Consider the following 19,377-nt stretch of genomic DNA (forward strand, 5'->3'; position numbering starts at 1 on the left):
GCAGCCGCCGCGGCTGCCCGATTGGCGTACGCTTTACCCTGACGCGGAACGAAGGCTTTGATATCGAAATGGGGTATCATGGGACACTATGGGCGTCAACGGGAATAGGCTTCACAAACACGCGCATCACGACCAATGAGAGCGGCCGTGACGGCACGTCTCGTCTTTATGGATCATTAAGCCTAACGAAGCGTTTAGACGCCGCCTGGCCCAACCGGACGCGCCTTGCCGCGAGCCGCTGCCCAGCATAGCGTCTCGCCGCATCCGGTCGGTCACCAACAGGGTTTGAAATTCGATGTCTGAAACAGCAAAGTCACGCGCTGCAGCACTTCCTCATTTGCGTCGCAGCGGGCTTGCCATGGGCGATTCCATTCCGCTGCCCCTGACCATGGCCGCCATTTTTCACGCGCCTGGTGATGCCACCGGCTTCAACCAGTACGGCCGCTTCAGCAACCCGACCTGGGATGCGGTCGAGCATATGCTGGCCCATCTGGAGGACGCGCCCTGCGTCGCCTTCCCTTCCGGAATGGCGGCAATCTCGGCGGTGTTTTTTGCCGTGCTCAAAGCTGGCGACCGTATCCTGCTGCCTTCCGACGGCTATCACACGACACGGGCTTTGGCCGATCGCTTCCTCAAGCCGCTCGGCATCACCTACGATGTCAGGCCGACCTCGACCTTCCTCGATGGCGGCTTCGATGGCTATCGCCTGGCCTTTGTCGAAACCCCTGCCAATCCGGGGCTGGATATCTGCGACATCGCGGCCGTCGCCGACGCTGTTCACAAAGCCGGTGCGATCCTTATCGTCGACAACACGACCATGACGCCCTTCGGCCAGCGGCCGCTCGACCATGGCGCCGATATCGTCGTTGCCGCCGACACCAAGGCGCCCAATGGCCATTCCGATGTGCTGTTCGGCCATGTCGCCAGCCGCAATGCCGATATCATCGCCGCCGTGACCGGCTGGCGCGAGGTTTCCGGCAGCATTCCCGGGCCGTTCGAAGCCTGGCTGGTGCATCGCGGCCTCGAAACGCTGGATGTGCGCTTCGATCGCATGTGCTCCTCGGCGGAAGTGATCGCGCGGCGACTGAAAGGCCACCGGGCAATCAGCGGCCTGCGTTTTCCCGGACTGGAGAGCGATCCATCGCACAACCTTGCCCGCGCCCAGATGGAGCGCTTCGGCTTTCTGATCTCTTTCGAGCTCGCCTCGGAGGACAAGGCCGAGGATTTCATCAACAATTGCGACCTGATGCAGGCCGCGACGTCGTTCGGCGGCGTCCACACCTCGGCCGAGCGGCGCTTGAAGCGAGGCGATGCCGTGCCCGCAGGCTTTGTCCGCCTCTCGGTCGGCTGTGAGCCGGTGGAAGAGCTTTGGAAGGCGATCGAGGCATCGCTGGAGAAGATCAGCGGCTGACAAATCGGCTAAAGAGCCAAGTCATCGGCCTCGATGTTGCGCTTGCCATGCAGCACGCGGATAACTTCGATCGCGTCGTCACCGACACGATACAAGGTGAGATAGTCGCCAACGACCAGATGACGGATATCGGGCGCGATGTTATCGCGCGGCGCACCTGAGAAGGGATAGGTGGCCAGTTGCTGCCACCGTGCCTCAATGCGATCGAGCAATCTATCGGCGGCAGCTTCTGTCGCGGGCAACATGAAGCCAGATCGCGATCAAATCGTCTTCTGCGCGCGCGTTCCCGACAATGGGCAGCGAATTCATGCTGCATCGTCAGATCGCAAGCGTCTCCGCGCCTCGGCCTTGATTTCATCCATCGACGCAAATCGTCCGGGCCCGCTGTCGATGCCCTCCTGCACCAGCTTGCGCAATTCCTCGACCGTATAGCCGTGCAGGTCGCGCCGATCCTTCCATTGCCGTAGCGCATCGCGGATCACTTCGCTGGCCGACGCATATTCGCCGGCAGCGACCACATCGTCCACCGCCTGTGCCAGTTCCGGCGACAGTGTGATGCTACGTTTGTCGACCTGTCCCATGATGCGCTCCCGATACCATTTGCCAACCCATGGTACGATTTAATCGCACCAGTTTCAAGCAATCGCCGGTCCCGGCTCGCATGGATGGATCGCTGAACAAGCTTGAATCAACAGGCGCGCCCGAGGGCGCAACCTGCTGATCTCAAAGACTTCTCTTCGATCATGGAGAGAATTGCCAGCTGGCCTGTAAGCCGGGTTCTGTATGGCCCTCGCCCCTTGCGGCGCGAGAACGTGGCGGCCATTCATCTTGGGCGCATGTTGCCATGCGCCTCACGCAACCTACCCGGACGGTGAGCCGGAAACAGCCCTCGAGGATTTCCCCTCGCACCGCCCCTATTCGGTCTTGCTCCCGGTGGGGTTTACCGTGCCGCTCCTGTTGCCAGTCGCGCGGTGGGCTCTTACCCCACCCTTTCACCCTTGCCCCGAATCCGGCAAGCCGGATCGTGGCGGTTTGCTTTCTGTGGCACTTTCCCTGGGGTCGCCCCCGCCGGCCATTAACCGGCACCGTGTTTCCATGGAGCCCGGACTTTCCTCACCCGCGGCCTTTCGGCGTTTGCGGGTGCGGCCGCCCAGCCAGCTGGCAAGGCGTATAAAGGGGTTCACGCCCGAAAACGCAAACGAAAAAGCAGACTTATGCGGGCGATCCAAGCGCAGCCATCTGCACCTTGACCTTGCCGCAATAGGCGGCTGACACCGGGTTCATCCGCGTTGCGGCGTGTCCGGCATTGTATTTCAGAATCGTGCCGCAGGTCGTACCGCCGCCGAGATTCCGCGCCATGGCAAGGTATTTCATACCGTATTTGATGTTGGTGTCGGGATCGAACAGGCCCTTGGCGGAACCGTTATAACCCATCATCCGCGCCGTTGCAGGCTTGATCTGCATCAGGCCGATCTCCCCGGCGCTGCCGACGATGTTGGACCGGTAGTTGCTCTCGATCTTGATGACCGCCGTGGCGAGCGACACCGGCACACCTTCGATCGCCGCGTAGCGGGCAACGATTGCGGAATATTGGCCGCTGCTGGCCACCGCGGCCGTCGATGCCGCAGCGTTCCTGAGGCCAATCGATGCCGTTCTCGTCATGTCGACGGTCTTGCGGCCACGCTTCGTTTGCCTCTTGGCGGTGGACTTCTTCGGCTTGGACCAACTTGCCTTTTCCGCTTTGGCGGAAGCCCGCTTCGTCGCCTTGGCATCGTGGCCTGCCTTGCCGCTTTTTGCGGATGCCAAGACAAGCCCTTGATCGGCCCGCGGGCTGAGTGGCGCGGCATCTGCGGCACTGAAGGCAAAAGTCATTACGCCGGCAGCAAGAGCTGCCGTCAAAACGGTCAATTTCTGCATGTGATCCTGTTCTGTCTGGGCCGCGTGAAGATGTTCACGCAGCAACGCTTAATCAATATCGGAACATCCGGGGGGCATTGGGTCCGACAACTTGCACGTCAGCCGTTTGACGTTCGAATTGGTGCCAAACAAGGCCAGGCAAGTCACTTTGAGTGACAGCTTGTAATTTAAGGATTGGAAGGATTGCTTGGGAGAGGCCTCCCGGAGGTCAGGACCTTATGGAAGCAAGCAGCCTTTGTAGCGTCCGCAGCGTCGAGCCGTCGGCAACGCCATCCACCTTGCGCGGCCGGAAATGCCGCTGGAAGGCCCCGACGACGATCTCTGTCTGCCGGTCGAAAATGCCCGATATCTCGACGCCATAGCCGTAGAGCGCCAGCATCGACTGCAACGCCTCGACATCGCCGCCGGCGTCGCCAGCTGTCAGCGTGGCTCCTCGCCGGACGGGTGCGGCCGCCACGAGATGGCCGACACCGGCATCGAACAGCGTCCGCCACGGAAACTTCTCGCCCGGATCGATCTTGCGCCCCGGCGCCACGTCGGAATGCGCCAGCACCCGCTCGGCTTCTATCGAATGCCGCTCGCCGATCCCTCTGCACAGCTCGATCACCGCATCGATCTGCCGCCTGGGGAAACCGGGATAGCCCAGCGAATGTCCCGGATTGACGATCTCGATGCCGACCGAACAGGAATTGATGTCGGCGCGTCCGAACCACGAACTCTTGCCGGCGTGCCAGGCGCGGTCGCTTTCCCTGACCATCTGCACGATGTGGCCGTTCTCATGGACGAGATAATGCGACGAGACCTCGCTCGCCGGATCGCACAGCCACGCTTCGGCTCCGGCGCCGGTCGCCATGCCGGTGTAGTGCAGCACGATCATATCAGGCTTGAGTGTGTCGCGCCGCGGACCGAAATTCGGCGATACTCTGACCTCGGCACGTGGCTCGTCGGGCAGGAAGCCGCTCATGCGTGGCGCAGGCCCCGCTCGATCATCTCATAGGCGGCATTGATCGCCGCCACCCTGGTCGTCGCGATCTTGATGAATTCCTGCGGCAGGCCGCGCGCGATCAATCGGTCCGGATGATTGTCGGAAACCAGCTTGCGATAGCGCTTCCTGACCTCTTCGAACGGCTTGCCGCGCTCGATGCCAAGCACGACATAGGGATCCCCGGCGCCCAGATTGACGTGCCGCGCCATGATGCTCTCGTAATGGGCCTCGTCGATGCGGAAAATCTCGGCGATGCGGTGCAGGAAGAGCCCTTCGTGCTCATGCACCAGGCCGTCAGCCTTGGCGATGTGGAACAGGCCGTCGAGTATGTCTTCCAGCATCACGCAGTTGGAATGCCCGGAACCGCACATCTGCGCCATCCGCTCGGCATAGGTCTCGAAACCGGCCACGTCGCGCTGGGCGAGATCGAACAGCCGCGCCACATTGCGCGTCTCCTTCGGCGGCACCTCGAAGATTTCCTGGAATGCGCGCACCTCGTCCTGGGTGACGATGCCATCGGCCTTGGCCATCTTGGCCGACAGCGCGATCATCGCCACCGAGAAGGCGACACGCCGGCGCAGATCCGCATCGCCGGAGAAAACCGTGCGCACGGCCTCGACGACATCGGCGACACCCGACGAGGCTGAAGATGAAACGCGGGTGATGAATTCGCCGAGGCGATCCCAGATCGACATGGCCTGCTTCTTAGTGCCACCGCCCCCCGCTATCAAGCCGGGACAGTGCCGCAGGCCCGACACGTCCGACCAGCTTGATGCTGACGATGATGCAGCCTCAGCGGACAACATGAAAAAGGCCGACGTGAGCCGGCCTTTCTCATTCATCACACGAAGTACTGCTGCTCAACTACTGCGCGGGCGCAGGAGCCGGTGTTGCCGGAGCCGGTTCGGCAGGCTTCGGTGCATCAGGTGTTGCCGGCTTCATCGGCTGTTCGGCGGCCGGCGGGTTGGTGCTCTGGGTGGTGGTGTTATCCTTGCCGCTGTCGCTGCACGCGGCAACGCCAAACAAGGCCAAGGCGGAAACTGACGCGAGAATGAGGTTTTTCATAACATCTCTCCTTCAACAGACGCTCACGTTACAGTGAACGCTCGAAGAGGAAATGCATCAGATGGCCGTGAGTTTCGTAACGTTGCGTGTCCGCATGTAACATCATGCGCATGGCCGTTGCCGGCCAGGCCATTGCGAACTAACAGATTGCATCGACAAAATACCGGGAGCATGCCGCATGACCACAAAGTGGGATTTCTGGATCGACCGCGGCGGCACGTTCACCGATGTCATCGGCCGCGACCCACAAGGTGGGCTGCATCCCCGCAAGCTTCTCTCCGAAAATCCAGAGGCCTATACCGATGCCGCTATCCAGGGCATTCGCGACCTTCTCGGTCTGTCCTCCGGCGACGCGATCCCGCCCGGCCTGATCGGCGACATCAAGATGGGCACCACGGTCGCTACCAATGCGCTGCTGGAGCGCAAGGGCGACCGCGTGCTTTTGCTCATCACCAAGGGCTTTCGCGATGCGCTCAAGATCGCCTACCAGGCGCGTCCGGACATCTTCGCCAAGGAGATTATCCTTCCCGAGCAGCTCTACGAGCGCGTCATCGAAATCAACGAGCGCGTGCGCGCCGACGGCTGTGTCGAACAATTGCTCGACATCGCCGCCTGCCGGCCGGCGATCGAACAGGCCAGGGCCGATGGCATCGATGCGGTCGCCATCGTTTTCATGCACGCCTGGAAATATCCCGACCACGAGAAAGCGGTGGCAAAAATGTGCCGCAAACTTGGTTTCAGCCAGGTCTCGGTCAGCCATGAGGTCTCGCCACTGATCAAGCTGGTCGGCCGCGGCGACACGACGGTGGTCGACGCCTATCTGTCGCCGATCCTGTCGAGATATGTGCAGAGGGTGGCGGGAGAGTTGGGCGCGGCGCCAATCTCCCCCCTTGTGGGGGAGATGTCGGCGAAGCCGACAGAGGGGGGCGCTGTCCCGCCTACGCCTCATTCTGTCACGCCCCCCTCTGCCCTGCCGGGCATCTCCCCCACAAGGGGGGTGATTGGCCAATCCCCTCATCTCATGTTCATGATGTCGTCGGGCGGCCTCACCGCCGCCGACATGTTCCAGGGCAAGGACGCGCTGCTGTCAGGGCCGGCCGGCGGCGTTGTCGGCATGGTCGAAACGGCCAGGCTCGCCGGCTTCGGCAAGGTCATCGGCTTCGACATGGGCGGCACCTCCACCGACGTCGCCCATTATGACGGCGAGTATGAGCGTGCCTTCGACACCGAAGTCGCCGGCGTGCGCATCCGCGCGCCGATGATGCGCATCCACACCGTCGCAGCCGGCGGCGGCTCGATCCTGCATTACGAGGCCGGCCGCTTCCGGGCCGGGCCGGATTCCGCAGGCGCCAATCCCGGCCCTGCCGCCTACCGGCGCGGCGGCCCGCTCGCCGTCACCGACGCCAATGTCATGCTGGGCAAGCTGCAACCCGATTTCTTCCCGGCCATTTTCGGACCCGGCCAGGACCAGCCGCTCGATGTCGAGACGGTGCGGGCAAAATTCGCCGCACTCGCCGCCGAAATCGGCGATGGCCGTACGCCCGAGGCTGTCGCCGAAGGGTTCGTCACCATTGCCGTTGAGAACATGGCCAACGCCATCAAGAAAATCTCCGTCCAGCGCGGCTATGACGTCACCGAATATCTCTTGAACTGCTTCGGTGGCGCCGGCGGCCAGCACGCTTGCCTGGTCGCCGACGCGCTCGGCATGGAGGCGGTGCTGATCCATCCCTTCTCCGGTCTGCTGTCGGCCTATGGCATCGGCCTGTCCTCGGTCTTTGCCTCGCGCCAGCAGGCGCTGCTCAAGCCGCTTGCCGAAGAGTCCAGAACGGAGATCGGCGACCTCATCGCCATCTTGAGAAAGGCCGTTGTCGCAGAACTCGCGGCGCAAGGCATCATGGAGGATACGGTCGCGGCAAAGCCGGTGCTGCACATTCGCTATGACGGCACCGACACGACACTGCCGGTGAATTTCGAGGCAGACTCGATTTTCCAGGCCAAGCGCGATTTCGAAATCGCCCACAAGGCGCAGTTCGGTTTCGTCTATGACGACAAGCCGATGATCGTCGAGACCGTCGGCGTCGAAGGCACCGACACCGGCGGCAGCGGCCGCGACGAAACTGAATCGCAAACCGAAGACCTTGCCGTAAGCCCTTCGCAGACCCGCGAAATCTTCACTGAGGGAGAGTGGCGCGCTTCAGGCATCTTCCGCCGCGAGGCGTTGAAGCCGGGAAACAGGGTTGCGGGTCCTGCCTTGATTATCGAGCCGAACCAGACAATTGCCATCGAGCCGGGCTGGCAGGCTGAAATCACTGCCAGGAACCATGTGCTCCTGCGCCGCGTCGAGAAAAAGCGCCGGCAGGCAGCGCTCGGCACCGAGGCCGACCCGGTCATGCTGGAGGTCTTCAACAATTTGTTCATGTCGATCGCCGAACAGATGGGCGTGACGCTGCAGAACACCGCCTATTCCGTCAACATCAAGGAAAGACTGGATTTCTCCTGTGCCGTCTTCGACCGCACCGGCGCGCTGGTCGCCAATGCGCCGCATATGCCGGTGCATCTGGGCTCGATGGACCGTTCGGTCGAAACCATCATCCGGCTGAATTCCGGTGACATCCACCCCGGCGACGTCTTTGCCCTCAACGCACCCTACAATGGCGGCACGCATCTGCCCGACATCACTGTCGTGACGCCGGTGTTCGACGACGCTCAACACGAAATCCTCTTCTGGGCCGCGTCACGCGGCCATCATGCGGATATCGGCGGCACGGCACCCGGCTCGATGACGCCGCTCGCCACCACGGTCGACGAGGAAGGTGTGCTGTTCGACAATTTCCGCATCGTCGATCGTGGCCGCTTCCGCGAGAAGGAACTGGAAAGGCTGCTCACCGATCACCGCTATCCGGCCCGCAATCCGCACCAGAACATCGCCGACCTCAAGGCGCAGATCGCCGCCAACGAGAAGGGCGTCGCGGAACTGCGCAAAATGGTCACGCATTTCGGCCTCGATGTCGTCGAGGCCTATATGGGCCATGTCCAGGACAATGCCGCCGAAAGCGTGCGCCGCGTGCTGGAGCGGCTGCCGGATAGTTCTGAGTACGAATACCCGACCGACACCGGCCAGGTCATCAAGGTGAAGATCACGGTCGATCGAAATAAGCGCGAGGCGACCGTCGACTTCACCGGCACCTCGCCGGTGATGAAGAACAATTTCAACGCGCCGGAACCCGTCGCCCGCGCCGCCGTGCTCTATGTCTTCCGCGTCATGGTCGAGGACATGATCCCGATGAATGCCGGGTGCCTCAGGCCCATCAACATCATCATTCCCGACGGCTCGATGCTGAAACCCGCCTACCCCGCCGCCGTCGTCGCCGGCAATGTCGAGACCTCGCAGCATGTCACCAACGCGCTGTTCGGCGCCATGGGCGCCATGGCCAACGCGCAAGGCACGATGAACAACCTGACCTTCGGCAACAAGACGTACCAATATTACGAGACGATCTGCTCCGGCTCGCCGGCCGGCCGCATGAACTCCGGCCGCGGCTTTGCCGGCACCTCCGGCGTCCACACCCACATGACCAATTCGCGCCTCACCGATCCCGAAGTGCTGGAGCTGCGCTTTCCCGTAATGCTCGAGGATTTCCACATCCGCGAAGGCTCAGGCGGCAAGGGCAGATGGAGCGCCGGCGACGGCACCAGGCGCACCATCCGCTTCCTCGAAAAGATGGAATGCGCGATCCTGTCCTCGCACCGCAACCGGCCGCCGCAAGGGCTGGACGGTGGTGGCGATGGCGAGGTCGGCTCGACCAAGGTTCGCCGCAAGGACGGCACGATCGACATGCTGAAAGCCTGTGATCAGACCGTGCTGCAGGCCGGCGACGCCGTCATCCTGACGACGCCAACGCCGGGCGGGTTTGGACAGCTGTTGTAGCGCGCAAGAACGGATGGCATTGCCGGCCAAAGCCGGGAAAGGTGATAAAAGCCAATAAGCGCTAGGAAAAGGCCTTGAAAAGACAGAGCTTTCCGGTAAGCGGCGCTGGCGGAAAGCCCAGTCACCAAGGGATACCGTCGCGCAACTTCATTTGGCACCAAACTGGACAGATTGCGGCGAAACTGTGACAAAACGGCCTACCAGCTACGGCGCCGCCTAAATGCGCTAAGTCCTGTTGAAAAAAGGGAAAACCGCCGTCAAATCATGTTTGAAGGCGCCAAAACGCCTCTCGGAACTCTGACCATGCGCAAAAGTTAACCGAAAGCCATTCGGAGTTCAGAAAATCACAGTCAAAGAACATATAAATAATTGATATTATTATATAATTTCACTCATCACCTTCGCGATATGATGTGACCAAACTCCGAACCAAACTTTTGCGAACTCTGACGCGCAATAGGCACCCAAAAAGGGGCAACGGAAGACGCACCGGCAGGAGCGGAAACCATGAACGTCATCCATTGAAAACAAGCTCCGGCAGACATCAAGAGCCACGAGCAGAACGCCTTAGCTCCGGGAAATTGAGTTCAAAAAGCTTACCTAAAATGCTCCGTTTTAGGAATGTTTTAAGCCGAAAGTTGGTGCCAAATGAAGTTGCGCGGAGATGCCAAGTGATCTTGCGCGCTACAGGGTAAGCCGGCTGCTGTCATCCATCTGTCATCGCCGAGCGCTACCCGCTTGCGGCAAAGCAAATGGGGAATCACTTTGCCATGACGGACGTTTCCGCAGATCTGGTTTTTCGCCGCGGCAAGGAAGTTGGAAAGGCCGTCTACCAGAACCGCCCGCTGTCGAAAGCTGGCATCTCCGAGCGGCTGTTTGCCTTCCTGTTTTCCGGCCTCGTCTATCCGCAGATCTGGGAAGACCCCGACGTCGACATGGAGGCGATGCAGCTTGGCCGGGGTCACCGCGTCGTCACCATCGCCTCGGGCGGCTGCAACATCCTGGCCTATCTCACCCGTTCGCCGGCACGGATCGACGCCGTCGATCTCAACGCCGCGCACATCGCGCTGAACCGCATGAAGCTGGAAGCGGTGCGCCATTTGCCTTCGCAGGGCGACCTGTTCCGCTTCTTCGGCGCTGCCGACACCAGCCACAATTCGGCAGCCTACGACCGTTTCATCGCGCCGCATCTCGATCCGGTCAGCCGCCACTACTGGGAGCGCCGCAACTGGCGCGGTATCAGGCGCATCGCCGTTTTCGACCGCAATTTCTACCAGACCGGCCTGCTTGGCCTGTTCATCGCCATGGGCCATCGCACGGCAAAGTTCTTCGGCGTCGACCCTGCCGGCATCATGCAGGCCCGCAACATCGGCGAGCAGCGTCGCTTCTTCTATGAGGAACTGGCGCCGGTCTTCGACAGGAAGCTTTTGAAATGGGCGACGTCGCGCAAGGCTTCGCTGTTCGGCCTCGGCATTCCACCAGCGCAGTACGATTCGCTGATCACCTCCGGCGACGGCACCATGGCCAGTGTGCTGAAAGCCCGGCTGGAAAAGCTCGCTTGCGATTTTCCGCTGGAGAACAACTACTTCGCCTGGCAGGCCTTCGCCCGGCGCTATCCGAACCCCGGCGAGGCTGCCCTGCCCGCCTATCTGGAAAAGCAAAATTACGAGACCATCCGCGGCAATGTCGACCGCGTCGCCATCCACCACGCCAATCTGATTGAATTCCTCGCCGGCAAGGACGCCGGCGCGGTCGACCGTTTCGTCCTGCTCGATGCGCAGGACTGGATGACCGATGACCAGCTCAACGCTTTGTGGGCGGAAATCACCCGCACCGCTTCAGCCGGCGCCCGCGTCATCTTCCGCACCGCCGCCGAGCCCAGCCTGTTGCCGGGCCGCGTCTCCAGCTCGCTGCTTGACCAGTGGAACTATCAGGACGAGGCTTCGCGGGAATTTTCGGCCCGCGACCGCTCGGCCATCTATGGCGGCTTCCACCTCTATGTGAAGCGCGCCGCATGAGCACCACCGAGCTGCCGGCCAGCCCCGAATTCAAGGCCAATCATGCCGAACTGATGGACGGCGTCTACCGCTGGCAGCGCCACATCTATGACCTGACCCGCAAATATTACCTGCTTGGCCGCGACCGGCTGATCGACGGGCTCGACGTCCCGACCGGCGGCACCGTGCTGGAACTCGGCTGCGGCACCGGCCGCAACATCATCCTGGCCGCCCGCCGCTATCCCGATGCCTGCTTCTTCGGCCTCGATATCTCAGCCGAAATGCTGGAAACGGCCGGCGCTGCGATTGCCCGCGAAAACCTGTCGGGCCGTGTCATGCTGGCAAGGGGCGATGCCACGGATTTCGATGCGAAGGCACTCTTCGGTGTCGAACGCTTCGATCGCATTTTCGTGTCCTACTCTCTGTCGATGATCCCCGGTTGGGAAAAAACGGTGCCGGCAGCGCTTGCCGCGCTGTCACCGAACGGTTCGCTGCACATCGTCGATTTCGGCCAGCAGGAAGGCCTGCCGCGCTGGTTCCGCGCGTTGCTGCGCGGCTGGCTGAGAAAATTCCACGTCGCGCCGCGTGAATCACTGCGCGAGGTCCTGGAATCGGAATCTCGGCGAACCGGCGCAAGCTTCCGTTTCCGCACACTTTATCGCGGTTATGCCTGGCTGGCGGTGATTGGGTCGAAAAATAACGGCTAGCGTAGCGCCTTGACCAGCGCGTCAACCATCGTCCGCGGCCAATAGCCGAGCTTGGCCGGAGTCAGCCCCAGCCGCACCACCGCGTATATCGGTTAATCCGCGCCGCATCGTCGTGCGGATGCCTTGGCGGCTGCCCGGGACGATCGACGCAACGCATGACAAATGGTATATTAGCCCGTCTCTATTTCCCTCAAGGAGGAGAAGATGAGTGCGCGGGGACTCTTTTCATTGGCTGCTTGCATGATTTTTTTGAGTTCGTCTGCAATGAGCAACTCGAGCCTGAATATGCCCATCAAGTGGAATATTTCATACTCTGGCAATACCGAAAAACAAAGCCGGCCGACAAAACAACTTCTTCAGACTGCGCAGCAGGATGTCTGCTGCCCTGGCGGTTATCCCTGGTATCGTAATTCAACAAATATGTGCTACGGGAGCTATGAAGATTGCCACGATACCGATGGTGGAGGTTGGTCCTGCAGACAGGTCAACGCCTGCTAGGATCATGACCATTCAATTGCTTGCACCAAAGCAATTCTAGGAAAAGCGTGAAACGATTTTCCCGGGAAAAGCGCATAGCGCTTTCCCTTGGGAATTGCGTCAAGACAATGAGTTAGAGCGGTTCGCCGTTTCCGTGAAACGGTGAACCGCTTTAGTGTAGCGCCTTGACCAGCGTCGTCACCATCGTTTGCGGCCGATAGCCGAGCTTGGCCGGCGTTAGCCCGAGGCGCACCACCACCAGTTGCTCCGAGGGAATGATGGCGACCGTCTGGCCGTCATGACCTTCCATCCAGTAGGTATCCTTGGGCAGGCCCGCGGCGACGCCGGCGCCGGGGTTTTCCTCATCACCCGGGGCCTCGATCCACAACTGGCCCTTGCCGTAGACCTTTGAGGCCAGCGCCGGCTCCCGCATCCAGTCGACAAAGCCTGCCGGCAGGATCTGGTTGCCGTTCCACACCCCACCTTGCAGCAGGAACTGGCCGAAGCGCGCCCAGTCATGCGCGGTTGCGTAGAGGTAGGACGAGCCGACAAAAGTGCCCTGCTCGTCGGTCTCGAGCACCGCGCTGTGCATGCCGAGCGGCTCGAACAGGGCGGTACGCGGCCACGTCAGCGCCTTGGCCTTGTCGCCGATCGCGTCCTGCCAGAGGCGCGACAGCATCACCGCCGTGCCGCTCGAATAGGAAAACACCTTGCCCACCTCGGCTGCCAGCGGCTTGGCTTCGGCAAAGCCCGCCATGTCGGGCTCGAGATAGAGCATGCGCGTGACGTCGGCGACGTCGCCATAATCCTCATTGAACTCCAGCCCGCTCGACATCGCCATCATGTCGGCAAGGCTGATCGCGGCGCGGCCATCCGCCTTCCACGGAGCAAACAGCCCCTTGTCGGTGATGGCCATCTTGCCGTCTTTGACCAGTGTGCCGAGGATGGCGGCGTTCACCGTCTTGGTCATCGACCAGCCGAGCAGCGGCGTCTTGGCGGAAAAGCCGTCGCCATAGCGCTCGGCGACGACGCGGCCGTTCTTGACCACCACCACCGCGCGCATGCCGGTGCCGTTCAGCGCCGCATCGTCCAGCAGCTTGGCAATCACCGGATCCTGTGATGCCTCGACCCGCTCGCCTTCCGGCCACAGCGCGTCCGGGCTGACCGCCGACGGCTCGGCATGGATTGCCGTGCGCCGCGCCTTGCCGACATCGCCGTCCGGAACCGACGCGCAGCCCAGCCCGTCACGGGCAACGGCGACATTCTTGCCGAAGAAACCAAGCAGGCCCGCCGAGACCGTTCCCCTGTTCTTGTCGACCGAGATCCGCATCAGCCGCAGCAGCGGATGCCCCGGCGCCTGCACGTCGACGGCGAGCACCTCATTGGCGTCGCGCCCGGCGATGAAGACGTTCGAACAGACGATCTTGGCCGAATAGCCGGAGCCGACACGGATCAATTCCGGCGGCGCGACATAAAGCCAGGCAAAAAGCGCGGTGATCGCCAGGACGATCAGGCCAAGCAGCCATTTGACGATCTTGACGATGATCCGCATTTTCCACCCTCGTTCGAGCGGAGTTCCGCCCGATGACATCGATTTGCCGCCATTGCTTCAGCAAATCGCTGTACTTGTCGAGCGCCATCAACCGATTATCAACCATGATCGGCGATCACAGGAGAATCGGGCGATGCTGTGGGGCGATCGCTTGGAGGGGGCTCGACCAGGCGGCGGCCATCAGTGCACAGAACCCATCAGCGACCGGCTGAATCCGGCTCGGGAGTTGCGATGCGCCGTCTTGCGGGCCTCATCATGCTGACGCTGCTTGGCGCCTGCTCGACCGTGGACGATCTCTCGCCGCTGTCGCCTTCCGCCTCGAGCAGCCCGACGGTTGCCGTGCGCGCGCCGCGCTTTGCCGATTCCAAGCCGCATGAGTGGGAAAGCGGCGCGCCCTGGAACTATGCCGTCCACGGTACCGACGTCTCCAAATACCAGACCTCGGTCGACTGGCCGGCAGCCAGGGCCAGCGGCATCTCCTTCGCCTTCATCAAGGCGACCGAGGGCGGCGACCGTTTCGACGAGTATTTCAACGAGCATTGGGCCCGCACGAAGGCGAACGGCATTCCGCGAGCCGCCTATCATTTCTACTATTTCTGCACCCCGGCTGCCGTGCAGGCGCGCTGGTTCATCCGCAACGTCCCTGTCGATCGCTCGGCGATGCCACCGGTTCTCGACATGGAATGGAACCCGCAATCGCCGACCTGCAGGCTGCGTCCCGATGCCGCCACGGTGCGCGCGGAGATGACCACCTTCCTTGAAATCGTCGAACGGCACTACGGCAAAAAGCCGATCATCTACACCTCGGTCGACTTCTTCGACGACAACGAACTGTCGGGCTTCCGCGGCTACCCCTACTGGCTGCGCTCCGTCGCCGGCCACCCGCGCGAGAAATACGGCAGCCACCCCTTCACCTTCTGGCAATACACCGGAACCGGCATCGTTCCCGGCATGACCGGCAAGTCCGACATCAACGTCTTCAACGGCAGTGAAGCCGCCTGGAACAAATGGCTGCGGCAGAACACCCGTTGACACCGGGTTCAACGGCACCGAAGTCGGCTGCAACAAGAGGCTAGGACAGAAGAACCATTGATACCGGGTCAACGGCAGTGAAGCCGCAGGGAATAAGTGGCTGCGGCAGAACACCCGTTGACACCGGGCTTGCCGCCTGCTTTTCGACACAGCCAGCGGTAAGTCTGCAACCGCCGGTACTCCAGAGCTCCGCGCTCCGATGGACGCGCAAGGACGCCCTGGAACTCTGAATATCGAAAGGAAGCTGATGCGACTGCGTTCTCAAGCCCTCGCGGCGCTGTTCCTATGCGCCACGGCCTTGCCGGCGATGGCGCAGGAATGCGGCGGCGACTTCGAAGCCTGGAAGCAAAGCGTGGCAGTGGAAGCCAAGGCCGCTGGTGTCGGCCCCGTCGGTCTCGACGCGCTGGAGGATGCCACCATAGACGACAAGGTTCTGGCACGTGACCGCGCCCAGGGCGTCTTTACCCAGACCTTCATCGAATTCTCCAGCCGCATGATCTCGGCCTACCGGCTGAAGCAAGGTGCGGCAAACCTGAAGAAATACGCCGACGTCTTCGCCCGCGCCGACCAGCAGTTCGGCGTCCAGGCACCGATAATCGCCGCCTTCTGGGCGCTTGAGACCGATTTCGGCGCCGTGCAGGGCGATTTCCACACGCTGAGCGCCCTGGTGACGCTGTCGCATGATTGCCGCCGCCCGCAGCTGTTCCGGCCTCAGCTGATACCGCTTCTGGAATTGATCGATCGCGGCGTGGTGCCGGCCGCCGTCACGGGTGCCTGGGCCGGCGAGATCGGCCAGACACAGATCCTGCCTTCCGACTATGTGGCGCGCGGTGTCGACGGTGACGGCGACGGCAAGGTCGATCTGCGCGGCAGCGTGCCGGATGTGATCATGACCACCGCCAACAAGGTGCTGTCGCGCGGCTGGAAACGCGACGAACCCTGGATCCAGGAAGTCCGCGTGCCCGAAGACATGCCGTGGGACCAGACCGGCCGCACCAACAAGCTGCCGCTGTCGCAATGGGCGCAATGGGGCGTCACCAACCCCGACGGCACGCCGCTGATCGACAACGGTCTCAAGGCCGGCCTGGCGCTGCCCATGGGCCGCAAGGGGCCCGCCTTCCTCGCCTATGACAATTTCGACGTCTATCTCGAGTGGAACCAGTCCTTCACCTATGCGCTGACCGCGGCCAACCTCGCCGCCCGGTTGGCGGGCGCAAAACAGTTCGACCCGCGCACTCCCGAGACCGGTCTCAACAACGAACAGATGAAGGCGCTGCAGACCAAGCTGGAAGCCAGGGGCTACGATGTCGGCACCGTCGACGGCATCCTCGGCACCAACACCCGCGAAGCCATCCGCAAGGAGCAGATGCGTCTTGGTTTGCCGGTGGATGGCTGGCCGACGCCGGAATTGCTGTCGAGGCTTTAGCGAGTAGCGAGTAGCGAGTAGCGAGTAGAAAATAGCGCTTCCTTGCTGCGGTCTCAGCAAATCTTCCCTATTCGCTACTGGCTATTCCCTATTCGCTAATCCGCCATCGTCTCCAGACTCGCAAACCCCTGAGGCGCATCGCCTTCGTCAAACGGTGTCGTCACCTCGACGAACGTGTCGGGATAGAAGCCGTTGAAGCGGGTCCTCAGCGACAGCGAATAGGCGCCGATATGGCCGATCTCGATCCAGTCGCCGGTGTCGACGGTTTCCGGCAGCCAGAACGGCCTGGACAGGATGTCGACGGAATCGCAGGTCGCGCCGCAGACCTTGAACGGCACGATCTTGTTCTCATCGCCATTGCGGGTCCTGATCGCAGGATCCGGAATGAAACGCGCCGGCAGCGTGATCTTGCCCGTCCATGAATCCGACAGCGACGCCCAGATGCCGTCATTGATGTAGAGCCGCTTGCCCTTGCGCAGCAGCACCCGCACGATCAGCGACAGGCAGCGCGCCACGATCACCCTGCCCGGCTCGGCCACCAGCGGTATCTGGTCGAACTGATACTCCTTCAGATCGCCCGACAGCCGCGACATGATCTGGCCGAGTGACGGCATCTCGATCTGCTTGCGATTGGGGTCGTGGCCGTATTCGGCCGGAAAACCACCGCCGACGTCGAGCCCGGCAATATCGAAGGTCAGCCGGTTGCGCACCCAGTCGGCGGAGGCCAGCGCCCGTTCATAGGTATCGGGATCCTCGATCTGGCTGCCGACATGGAAACACAGGCCAACCTTGTAGCCGGTACGGTTCAGCCGCTCGGCCAGTTCCACCGCATAGGCCGGACCTGCACCGAACTTCTTCGACAGCTCGTAGGCGGCAAGCCCCTTGGTCTGCACCCGCACGAACACGCTGATCGATCCCGGGTCGATGTCCAGCGCCCGCACCACCCGTGTCAGCTTGGTGATCTCGTCCTCATGGTCGAGTGAAATGACCCGGATGGCATATTTCTCCAGCGCCAGCTTGATGTCCGACTGCGCCTTGACCGGGTGCATGTAGAGCATCTCGGCATCGGCAGAGACCGCGCGTACAGCGGCAAACTCGCCCGGCGAAGCGACGTCGAAAGCGGTGACGCCGGCCTCGACCAGGGTCTTCAGCACGATCTGCTCGCCATTGGTCTTGACCGCATAGGCGGTCTTGCCGGGGAACATGCCCATGAACTGTCTGGCATCGGCCATCAGCACCTGCGGGCGGAAGCAATAGACCGGATCGTCCGGACGAAGCGCCAGTGCCGCCTCGCGGGCATTCTCGAATCGCTGCATGGACGAATCCTTGACCTGAGCTGCGCACAATTAATCCAAGCTAGCGGCTAATGAAAACAATTCTGTGTCTCGCGGCGCTGACGCAGCGGCGCTAGGTCTTTGACGGGCCCATGCCAGCAATCAGGTTTCGGGTGGCCCTTGTCTGTGGACCCGATATGGCTTCTGCCTGACTGACTGGCATTCAGGCCGTCTGGGAGGGCAACTCACATGGCAATAGCCGCGACATCAGCACCACGCGGGCCGATGGTGCTCAAGGACTGGGCCCAGCTCCTGCTGCTCGGTGCGATCTGGGGCGGCTCGTTCTTCTTTGCGCGCATCGCGGTGGCGGAACTTCATCCGCTGGTGCTGGTGCTGTTTCGCGTCGCCATCGCGGCGATCGCGCTGCAGATCTATCTCGGCCTGCGTGGCCCGTCCTTCCGCCTCGCCCTTCCCCATGCCGGCCTGTTCTTCCTGCTGGCGCTCACCAACAACGTCGTCCCCTTCTCGCTGATCTTCGCCGGCCAGACAGAGCTTGGCGCCGGCGTCGCCTCGGTGCTCAACGCGACGACGCCGTTCTGGACATTGATCCTCGCCAACGCGCTGACATCAGACGAAAAGCTCTCCTGGAACAAGCTGGCCGGCATTGCGCTCGGCATCGCCGGCACGGCGGTGATGATCGGCCCCGGCCTGCTTGCCGGACTCGGCGGCCCGGTCTGGGCCAAATTCGCGCTGATCGGCGCTTCGCTGTCCTATGGCATTGCGCTGATGGTCGCCCGCCGCTTCAAGGGCGTGCCCTCACCGGTCATCGCCACCGGACAGTTGACGGCATCGACTATCATCATGATCCCGATCGTGCTCTTCACCTACGGTCCATCAAGCCTGTTCTCGGCCTCGCCGCCGGTCTGGACGGCCGTGCTGGCGCTGGCGCTGCTGTCCACCGCCTTTGCCTACATCCTCTATTTCAACCTCGTCGCCTCGGCCGGCGCCACCAACGCCTCGCTGGTCACGCTTGTCGTGCCGGCCAGCGCCATGCTGCTCGGTTTTCTCTTCCTCGGCGAACGTCTAGAGCTGTTCGAGATTGGCGGCGTGTTGCTGATCGGACTCGGTCTCATCACGATCGACGGACGGCTGCTTGGTCGACGTTAGCGCTGCTATGACACGTCAGCGACACACCACCGCCATATTTTATTCACAGGTCTGAAGCCGGATTTTGCCTAGGAGTTTCAAAGCCTAACGGCAAAAGCGGGGTCGCAAATCTGGTAATTACGTCGCAATGCAGCACATTTTCCGCTTGCCTGTGGCACAAATGAACCTAGACTCCTAGGCATAGCTCTTTAAGAGGAGGCTATGTCATGGGACTTACGAGGCCTATCAACGCATTGATGATCTGTGCTGCGTTCGCCTTCATCGGGGCCCTTATTATGGGCTTTCTTCCCTGACCCGCCAAGACGGGGAAGAACCAGCACAACATAGTCCATACCATTGAAAAGGCCGGGTTTTTACCCGGCCTTTTTGCATTTCGAGCGCTTCGTCGAGGCTCTCATGATTTGAGCATGATCTTTTCCGAAAACCGGATTCCACTTTT

General features: G+C 61.8%; 16 protein-coding genes and 1 other RNA gene. 8 read left to right on the top strand and 9 right to left on the bottom strand.

All coding sequences use genetic code 11. The features are described 5' to 3' along the window. Positions 1-295 precede the first annotated feature (295 nt). A complete protein-coding gene (locus FCU66_RS22465; protein WP_136618206.1) occupies positions 296-1,411 on the top strand; it encodes a cystathionine gamma-lyase in 1,116 nt (371 codons plus the stop codon). Between the two features lie 8 nt (positions 1,412-1,419). Here the strand turns inward: FCU66_RS22465 and FCU66_RS22470 are convergent, their stop codons facing one another. The 4 genes from FCU66_RS22470 to FCU66_RS22485 form a co-directional block, all read right to left on the bottom strand. Next, positions 1,420-1,656: a type II toxin-antitoxin system RelE/ParE family toxin gene (locus FCU66_RS22470; protein WP_246093986.1), complete on the bottom strand. Its 237-nt coding sequence runs from the start codon at positions 1,654-1,656 to the stop codon at positions 1,420-1,422. Positions 1,657-1,716: 60 nt separating this feature from the next. Further along, complete coding sequence (locus tag FCU66_RS22475; protein WP_136618205.1) at positions 1,717-1,992, bottom strand: type II toxin-antitoxin system ParD family antitoxin; 276 nt, start codon at positions 1,990-1,992, stop codon at positions 1,717-1,719. Between the two features lie 171 nt (positions 1,993-2,163). Then, an RNA gene (rnpB, locus tag FCU66_RS22480) (RNase P RNA component class A) lies at positions 2,164-2,573 on the bottom strand. A 50-nt stretch (positions 2,574-2,623) separates the two neighbouring features. Further along, positions 2,624-3,328, bottom strand: a complete 705-nt coding sequence (locus FCU66_RS22485; RefSeq protein WP_136618204.1) for a lytic transglycosylase domain-containing protein — start codon at positions 3,326-3,328, stop codon at positions 2,624-2,626. Between FCU66_RS22485 and FCU66_RS41235 the strand changes: the two genes are divergently transcribed. Beyond that, positions 3,227-3,484: a hypothetical protein gene (locus FCU66_RS41235; protein ID WP_168991885.1), complete on the top strand. Its 258-nt coding sequence runs from the start codon at positions 3,227-3,229 to the stop codon at positions 3,482-3,484. The two genes, FCU66_RS22485 and FCU66_RS41235, sit on opposite strands and share 102 nt — an antisense overlap. Positions 3,485-3,536: 52 nt before the next feature. On the opposite strand, the gene FCU66_RS22490 is transcribed toward FCU66_RS41235, so the two are convergent. From FCU66_RS22490 to FCU66_RS22500, 3 genes are all read right to left on the bottom strand, one after another. Continuing rightward, the gene (locus FCU66_RS22490) at positions 3,537-4,292 is read right to left on the bottom strand and encodes an N-acetylmuramoyl-L-alanine amidase (RefSeq protein WP_136618203.1); all 756 of its coding nucleotides are present in this window, start codon (positions 4,290-4,292) and stop codon (positions 3,537-3,539) included. Then, on the bottom strand, positions 4,289-5,008 hold the full coding sequence (locus FCU66_RS22495; protein WP_136618202.1) for a J domain-containing protein: 720 nt from the start codon (positions 5,006-5,008) through the stop codon (positions 4,289-4,291). Before FCU66_RS22495 ends, FCU66_RS22490 begins: the two co-directional genes overlap by 4 nt. Before the next feature lie 169 nt (positions 5,009-5,177). Continuing rightward, complete coding sequence (locus tag FCU66_RS22500) at positions 5,178-5,378, bottom strand: hypothetical protein (RefSeq protein ID WP_136618201.1); 201 nt, start codon at positions 5,376-5,378, stop codon at positions 5,178-5,180. A 178-nt stretch (positions 5,379-5,556) separates the two neighbouring features. On the opposite strand from FCU66_RS22500, the gene FCU66_RS22505 reads away from it, so the two are divergent. The 3 genes from FCU66_RS22505 (at position 5,557) to FCU66_RS22515 (ending at position 12,010) form a co-directional block, all read left to right on the top strand. Next, positions 5,557-9,306, top strand: a complete 3,750-nt coding sequence (locus tag FCU66_RS22505; RefSeq protein ID WP_136618200.1) for a hydantoinase B/oxoprolinase family protein — start codon at positions 5,557-5,559, stop codon at positions 9,304-9,306. A 770-nt stretch (positions 9,307-10,076) separates the two neighbouring features. Continuing rightward, positions 10,077-11,324: a BtaA family protein gene (locus FCU66_RS22510; RefSeq protein WP_246093987.1), complete on the top strand. Its 1,248-nt coding sequence runs from the start codon at positions 10,077-10,079 to the stop codon at positions 11,322-11,324. Next, positions 11,321-12,010 (top strand): class I SAM-dependent methyltransferase, encoded by a 690-nt coding sequence (locus tag FCU66_RS22515; protein WP_136618198.1) that lies wholly within the window; start codon positions 11,321-11,323, stop codon positions 12,008-12,010. The genes FCU66_RS22510 and FCU66_RS22515 overlap by 4 nt, the downstream gene beginning before the upstream one ends. A 649-nt stretch (positions 12,011-12,659) precedes the next feature. Here the strand turns inward: FCU66_RS22515 and FCU66_RS22520 are convergent. Continuing rightward, positions 12,660-14,039, bottom strand: coding sequence for a serine hydrolase domain-containing protein (locus tag FCU66_RS22520; RefSeq protein ID WP_136618197.1), 1,380 nt, complete (start codon positions 14,037-14,039; stop codon positions 12,660-12,662). A 231-nt stretch (positions 14,040-14,270) separates the two neighbouring features. Between FCU66_RS22520 and FCU66_RS22525 the strand changes: the two genes are divergently transcribed. Together FCU66_RS22525 and FCU66_RS22530 are read left to right on the top strand one after the other, a co-directional pair. After that, positions 14,271-15,071 (top strand): glycoside hydrolase family 25 protein, encoded by an 801-nt coding sequence (locus tag FCU66_RS22525; protein WP_136618196.1) that lies wholly within the window; start codon positions 14,271-14,273, stop codon positions 15,069-15,071. Between the two features lie 247 nt (positions 15,072-15,318). Then, entirely contained in the window at positions 15,319-16,497 is a 1,179-nt protein-coding gene (locus tag FCU66_RS22530) for a lytic murein transglycosylase (RefSeq protein ID WP_136618195.1), read from the top strand. A 95-nt stretch (positions 16,498-16,592) separates the two neighbouring features. Here the strand turns inward: FCU66_RS22530 and FCU66_RS22535 are convergent, their stop codons facing one another. Further along, positions 16,593-17,813: an alanine racemase gene (locus FCU66_RS22535; RefSeq protein WP_136618194.1), complete on the bottom strand. Its 1,221-nt coding sequence runs from the start codon at positions 17,811-17,813 to the stop codon at positions 16,593-16,595. Between the two features lie 207 nt (positions 17,814-18,020). Between FCU66_RS22535 and FCU66_RS22540 the strand changes: the two genes are divergently transcribed. Next, positions 18,021-18,938 carry a DMT family transporter gene (locus tag FCU66_RS22540; RefSeq protein WP_136618193.1) on the top strand — a complete coding sequence of 306 codons (918 nt, stop codon included), beginning with the start codon at positions 18,021-18,023 and terminating at the stop codon, positions 18,936-18,938. Positions 18,939-19,377: the final 439 nt, after the last annotated feature.

The sequence above is a fragment of the Mesorhizobium norvegicum genome (assembly GCF_004919685.1).
Taxonomy (GTDB): Bacteria; Pseudomonadota; Alphaproteobacteria; order Rhizobiales; family Rhizobiaceae; genus Mesorhizobium; species Mesorhizobium norvegicum.

Excerpts from the sequence above, each read along its gene's own strand:
- FCU66_RS22530 (WP_136618195.1), top strand. The coding sequence starts at position 15,319 with ATGCGACTGCGTTCTCAAGCCCTCGCGGCGCTGTTCCTATGCGCCACG.
- FCU66_RS22500 (WP_136618201.1), bottom strand. The coding sequence starts at position 5,378 with ATGAAAAACCTCATTCTCGCGTCAGTTTCCGCCTTGGCCTTGTTTGGC.
- FCU66_RS22540 (WP_136618193.1), top strand. The coding sequence starts at position 18,021 with ATGGCAATAGCCGCGACATCAGCACCACGCGGGCCGATGGTGCTCAAG.
- FCU66_RS22510 (WP_246093987.1), top strand. The coding sequence starts at position 10,077 with ATGACGGACGTTTCCGCAGATCTGGTTTTTCGCCGCGGCAAGGAAGTT.
- FCU66_RS22515 (WP_136618198.1), top strand. The coding sequence starts at position 11,321 with ATGAGCACCACCGAGCTGCCGGCCAGCCCCGAATTCAAGGCCAATCAT.
- FCU66_RS22525 (WP_136618196.1), top strand. The coding sequence starts at position 14,271 with ATGCGCCGTCTTGCGGGCCTCATCATGCTGACGCTGCTTGGCGCCTGC.
- FCU66_RS22475 (WP_136618205.1), bottom strand. The coding sequence starts at position 1,992 with ATGGGACAGGTCGACAAACGTAGCATCACACTGTCGCCGGAACTGGCA.
- FCU66_RS22485 (WP_136618204.1), bottom strand. The coding sequence starts at position 3,328 with ATGCAGAAATTGACCGTTTTGACGGCAGCTCTTGCTGCCGGCGTAATG.
- FCU66_RS22520 (WP_136618197.1), bottom strand. The coding sequence starts at position 14,039 with ATGCGGATCATCGTCAAGATCGTCAAATGGCTGCTTGGCCTGATCGTC.
- FCU66_RS22490 (WP_136618203.1), bottom strand. The coding sequence starts at position 4,292 with ATGAGCGGCTTCCTGCCCGACGAGCCACGTGCCGAGGTCAGAGTATCG.
- FCU66_RS22505 (WP_136618200.1), top strand. The coding sequence starts at position 5,557 with ATGACCACAAAGTGGGATTTCTGGATCGACCGCGGCGGCACGTTCACC.
- FCU66_RS22470 (WP_246093986.1), bottom strand. The coding sequence starts at position 1,656 with ATGTTGCCCGCGACAGAAGCTGCCGCCGATAGATTGCTCGATCGCATT.
- FCU66_RS22535 (WP_136618194.1), bottom strand. The coding sequence starts at position 17,813 with ATGCAGCGATTCGAGAATGCCCGCGAGGCGGCACTGGCGCTTCGTCCG.
- FCU66_RS22465 (WP_136618206.1), top strand. The coding sequence starts at position 296 with ATGTCTGAAACAGCAAAGTCACGCGCTGCAGCACTTCCTCATTTGCGT.
- FCU66_RS22495 (WP_136618202.1), bottom strand. The coding sequence starts at position 5,008 with ATGTCGATCTGGGATCGCCTCGGCGAATTCATCACCCGCGTTTCATCT.